Here is a 4,751-nt window from a genome sequence, read left to right on the forward strand (position 1 = left end):
GGTGGCCTGCGCCCTGCGGCATGATCGTGGAGACGAGCTTGAACGAGGCCACCGGTTCATCCGGTCTGGCCGCGTAGGCCTTCTTACGCCCGACGTCCGTGGACTGCATGTCGTTGCCACAGCGATGGCAGAAATGCGAGACCGTGGGAACGTCAGAGCTACAGCGCGGACATTCCACGCCATCCTCCCAACCTTGGACTTGCGGACCGACGCGGACAACGCGCCGAGGGGTGGTCAGGCCATCGCAGCCGGCGAGCCGGACGAAACCCGCAGAGATTCTCGTACAGGTAGGCCGGGAATCATCATTTCCCGCGCAAGGGTCACCCTTTCGTGTCCGGACCGTGCTCTGAACCGCCCGCCCGGCGCACTCCGATCCACCCTACGGAAGGCCTTCGGACCGACCCTGTTCCGCCAGCTTGGCCCAGACCTCGTCGACCAGTCGATCCAGGTCCCCGAGCGGGCCCGAGTTGTCCACCACCACGTCCGCCACGGCCAGCCGGTCCTCCCGCGACGCCTGGCTCGCGATCCGCGCTTCCGCTTCCTCAGCGGTCATCCCGCGAGCGCCGGTCAACCGCTCGACCTGCAACTCCTTCGGTACGTCGACCACGAGTACCACGTCGAACTTGTCCGCCTGCCCGGTCTCCACCAGGAGCGGAATGTCATGCACGACCACGGCATCCGCGGGCGAACTCGCCTCGATCTCGGCCGCCCGGGCCCGCACCCGCGGATGAATGATCGCCTCCAGCTTCCGCCGGGCCACCTCATCCCCGAACACGATCCGCCCCACCGCCGGCCGATCCAGGTCCCCCTCGGGCGTCAGCACCTCCCCGAAGGCCTCGACCACCTCAGCCAACCCATCGGTGCCCCGCGCAACAACTTCCCGCGCCAGCACGTCAGAGTCGATCAGCACAGCGCCCCGCTCAGCCAGCCGAGCCGACACCGCGCTCTTCCCCGACCCGATACCCCCGGTAAGCCCGACTCTCAGCACCCCAGCAGCCTACCGAGAACCCGCTGACGGTCGGCGGATGTAGTACTCGGTGAACTCACGGCAGCGTCCTTCATCGTCGAACCGCAGGATGAAGCAGTTCTCGTAGGTCTTGACGACCGGTCCGCCCGGTACGTCGCTGTACCTCGAGGTGCCGGTGGCCACCACGGTGTCACCGTCGACCGCGACCGGGCTGTACTCGGCCGAGTAGGTGCCCGGTGCGTCACGGGTGGAGGCGCCGCCCGACGCACTCTCTCCGAGCCAGGATGCGACGACGGCATCCCGGCCGACGATCGGCTCGTCGTACGGGTGGTAGCGGTACGCGACGTCCTCACTGAACAGCCCCACGATGTCGTCCGGAGCGTAGGCGAGCCACGCAGCGACGTACCGGTCCAGCCACTTCTGAGCGGATTCGGAGTCCATCGGCCCACCCTAATCCGCTCCAACCGTTTCCGGGCCGGACGAGCGAGACCCCCGCACCCAGTACGGGGGTGCGGGGGTCTCGGGTACTGCGGGTGGATCAGCCCTGGCCGGTCAGCTTCTCGCGGAGAGCCTGCAGAGCCTCGTCGGAAGCGAGCGCGCCCTCGACAGGCGTGTCGTCCTTCGGGGCCACAGTGCCGCCGGTGGCGGAGGAGTAGGTCGACGCCTCGCCGGCCTCGACGTCCGCCGTCTTGGCGTCCTCGATCTGCTTCTTGTGGGCCTCCCAGCGCGTGTGGGCCTCGGCGTACTGCCGCTCCCACTCCTCACGCTGCTTGTCGAAGCCCTCGAGCCACTCGCCCGTCTCGGGGTCGAAGCCGTCGGGGTAGACGTAGTTGCCCTCGTTGTCGTACGTCGCCGCCATGCCGTACAGCGTGGGGTCGAAGTCGTCGGAGACCGGGTCGACACCCTCGTTGGCCTGCTTCAGCGACAGCGAGATCCGGCGACGCTCGAGGTCGATGTCGATGATCTTGACCATCACATCGTCGTTCACCTGAACGACCTGCTCCGGGATCTCGACGTGACGCTCGGCCAGCTCGGAGATGTGCACCAGACCCTCGATGCCCTCCTCCACCCGGACGAACGCACCGAACGGCACCAGCTTGGTGACCTTGCCGGGCACGATCTGGCCCATCTGGTGGGTCCGGGCGAACTGCTGCCACGGGTCTTCCTGGGTCGCCTTCAGCGACAGCGAGACGCGCTCGCGGTCCATGTCGACGTCCAGCACCTCGACGGTGACCTCCTGGCCGACCTCGACCACCTCGGTCGGGTGGTCGATGTGCTTCCAGGACAGCTCGGAGACGTGCACCAGGCCGTCGACGCCGCCGAGGTCCACGAACGCACCGAAGTTGACGATCGAGGAGACGACACCCTTGCGGATCTGGCCCTTCTGCAGCTGGGTGAGGAAGTTCATCCGCACCTCGGACTGCGTCTGCTCCAGCCACGCGCGACGCGACAGAACCACGTTGTTGCGGTTCTTGTCGAGCTCGATGATCTTGGCCTCGATCTCCTGGCCGACGTACGGCTGGAGGTCGCGGACCCGACGCATCTCGACGAGCGAGGCCGGCAGGAAGCCACGGAGGCCGATGTCCAGGATGAGTCCACCCTTGACGACCTCGATGACGGTGCCGGTGACGACGCCGTCCTCTTCCTTGATCTTCTCGATCGTGCCCCACGCCTTCTCGTACTGAGCGCGCTTCTTGGACAGGATCAGACGGCCTTCCTTGTCCTCCTTCTGGAGAACCAGGGCCTCGACGTGATCACCGACGTGGACGACCTCGTTCGGGTCGACGTCGTGCTTGATCGACAGCTCGCGGGAGGGGATCACGCCTTCGGTCTTGTAACCGATGTCGAGCAGGACCTCGTCCCGGTCGACCTTGACGATGGTGCCCTCGACGATGTCTCCGTCGTTGAAGTACTTGATGGTCAGATCGATCGCCGCGAGGAAGTCTTCCTCCGACCCGATGTCATTGACCGCTACCTGCGGGGTGGTGCGCACTGCGGGGTCGAGAGGTGCCTCGATGCTGGCCGTCATGTGGTGGGTTGCTCCGTGGGCTGATGGTGTCGTAAAGGTGCGTCATGGACCGTTGGATCGCATCAAACCGCTGGATTTCCTGAACAGGACAGAGTCACCACCGACTGCTGCGAGCACAGGCCTGCTCCGTCCGAGGTCGCGCGGGCCCATAGCGCATCTCACAGAATACGGGTATTGACGAAGGCAGGGCAACCCGGGGTACCCGGTACAAACCGGCCACCCGCCGAGGTCTCCCGACGTGTCACTGGTCTCAATGTACGACGTCGAAGTCCGTCCGGCCGCCTGAGAGCGTGCCCGTGTCGGCGATCCGGGTCATCAGCGCGTGCGCGGCCGTCGTCACCGGATTCTGCCCCGGCCGGGCCGCCAAGTCGATCAACGCCCACAGATCAGCCCCCCGGGCCCGCTCCTGCAACTGGTCCCCGAGATCCGGCCCGGTCTCCCGTACTACGCGCAGAACCGCCTCCCCCAGCGCCGGATCCGTGCAGAAACGCAGCAGATTCCCCAGGTCCGCATAAGGCGATCCCGAGTGCGCGAACTCCCAGTCGATCAGTCCGGTGAGCTCAGCCGTCTTCGGATCCACCAGCAGGTTCTTCGGATTGAAGTCGCTGTGCACCAGGCAGAACCGTTCCACCCCGGAGTCCGCGAGATCCTCGGCCCGATCCAGTACGCCGTACAGACTGTCGACCTGGCCGCGACTGAATCCCATGCCCTCGACGTGGTCGTCCAGCCAGGTGGTCAGCCCGCCGGCGCCGAACGACTCGATCGCCAGGTCACGCCCGGTGAACCCTCCGAAGCGGAGGAACGGCATCCCACTGAGCCGCACGAGGAGCTCACCCAACTGCTCCCCGACCTTCCCGCGTTCCTTCTCCCCAGCAGTCTCGAGGTACGTCTGCAGGTTCATCCCAGGCAGCCGCTCGGTCAGTACGTAGGGCGGAGCGCCGTCGTCCATCGGGTCGGGCATGGCGTCCAGCACCCGCGGTACCGGCAGCAACCCACGCACCAACTGCATCAGCGAGACGTCCACCGCCGCCCGCCCCGGGTCCCGCACGTACAAGCGGAGCACGGCGTCCTCCCCACCCGCGCTGACGGCATAGGTCTCCCCGCCATACCCACCCGTCAACGGCACCGCCGTCGCAGCAATCGCCTCGAACCCATCCATACCCCGCGATCCTGCCCCATCCGCCCGACACCCCGGACCGCCAGCACTACACAACTGCCCAACCGCGCCCTCCGCCTCGCCTTCCCCCGCCTGAACGGCCTCCCCGCCGCGAAGTTGTGTAGTGCTGGCGGTCCGCCCTCCCTTTCCGCTACTACGGTTGCGTTAATCGCACTGCCCGCCTAAGCTCCATTTCGACACCGGAGTAGCGGAAAGGAAGTTCAGATGGCGACGCGAGGAAGGCCGCGGGAGGTCGGGGTCGAGGAGCGGGTGCTCGCGGCCGCGGCGGCGGAGATCCGGCAGCGCGGCTACGAAGGCCTGTCGATCGACCGCGTCGCCGAGCAGGCGGGCGTCGCGAAGACCACTCTCTACCGTCGCTGGGCGTCGAAGGCCGAGCTCGTCGTCGCCCTGATCGCCAACCTGCGCGAGGACGTTCCGTTCGAGCCGAGCGGTGATTCCCGCCGCGACCTCACCGACCTGGTCACCGCGATCGCCGCCAACCTCGCCGCCACCCCGACGACCCTGATCGCCGACCTCGCTGCCGCGGCCGCCCGCGAACCACGCGTCGGCGAGAGCGTCCGAGCCCTCTGGGCCGAGCG

At 67.1% G+C, this 4,751-nt stretch carries 5 protein-coding genes; 1 reads left to right on the top strand and 4 read right to left on the bottom strand.

Annotated features, from left to right (window positions below; all coding sequences use genetic code 11):
- Nucleotides 1-379: 379 nt before the first annotated feature.
- The 4 genes from coaE to VFG33_RS06925 all read right to left on the bottom strand — a co-directional run bounded on the left by coaE (nucleotide 380) and on the right by VFG33_RS06925 (nucleotide 4,155).
- The gene (coaE, locus tag VFG33_RS06910; RefSeq protein ID WP_325023591.1) at nucleotides 380-988 is read right to left on the bottom strand and encodes a dephospho-CoA kinase; all 609 of its coding nucleotides are present in this window, start codon (nucleotides 986-988) and stop codon (nucleotides 380-382) included.
- Between the two features lie 9 nt (nucleotides 989-997).
- The gene (locus VFG33_RS06915) at nucleotides 998-1,408 is read right to left on the bottom strand and encodes a nuclear transport factor 2 family protein (RefSeq protein ID WP_325023593.1); all 411 of its coding nucleotides are present in this window, start codon (nucleotides 1,406-1,408) and stop codon (nucleotides 998-1,000) included.
- Between the two features lie 97 nt (nucleotides 1,409-1,505).
- Nucleotides 1,506-2,996, bottom strand: a complete 1,491-nt coding sequence (gene rpsA, locus VFG33_RS06920) for a 30S ribosomal protein S1 (protein WP_325023595.1) — start codon at nucleotides 2,994-2,996, stop codon at nucleotides 1,506-1,508.
- A 250-nt stretch (nucleotides 2,997-3,246) separates the two neighbouring features.
- Entirely contained in the window at nucleotides 3,247-4,155 is a 909-nt protein-coding gene (locus tag VFG33_RS06925; RefSeq protein WP_325023597.1) for a phosphotransferase family protein, read from the bottom strand.
- Nucleotides 4,156-4,377: 222 nt separating this feature from the next.
- On the opposite strand from VFG33_RS06925, the gene VFG33_RS06930 reads away from it, so the two are divergent.
- Nucleotides 4,378-4,751 (top strand): TetR/AcrR family transcriptional regulator (locus VFG33_RS06930; protein WP_325023599.1); only part of this gene is annotated, 374 nt, incomplete at its 3' end.

Origin of the sequence: Kribbella sp. (assembly GCF_035687465.1) — a bacterium.
In the GTDB taxonomy this organism is placed as follows: Bacteria; Actinomycetota; Actinomycetes; order Propionibacteriales; family Kribbellaceae; genus Kribbella.

Excerpts from the sequence above, each read along its gene's own strand:
- VFG33_RS06915 (WP_325023593.1), bottom strand. The coding sequence starts at position 1,408 with ATGGACTCCGAATCCGCTCAGAAGTGGCTGGACCGGTACGTCGCTGCG.
- rpsA (WP_325023595.1), bottom strand. The coding sequence starts at position 2,996 with ATGACGGCCAGCATCGAGGCACCTCTCGACCCCGCAGTGCGCACCACC.
- VFG33_RS06925 (WP_325023597.1), bottom strand. The coding sequence starts at position 4,155 with ATGGATGGGTTCGAGGCGATTGCTGCGACGGCGGTGCCGTTGACGGGT.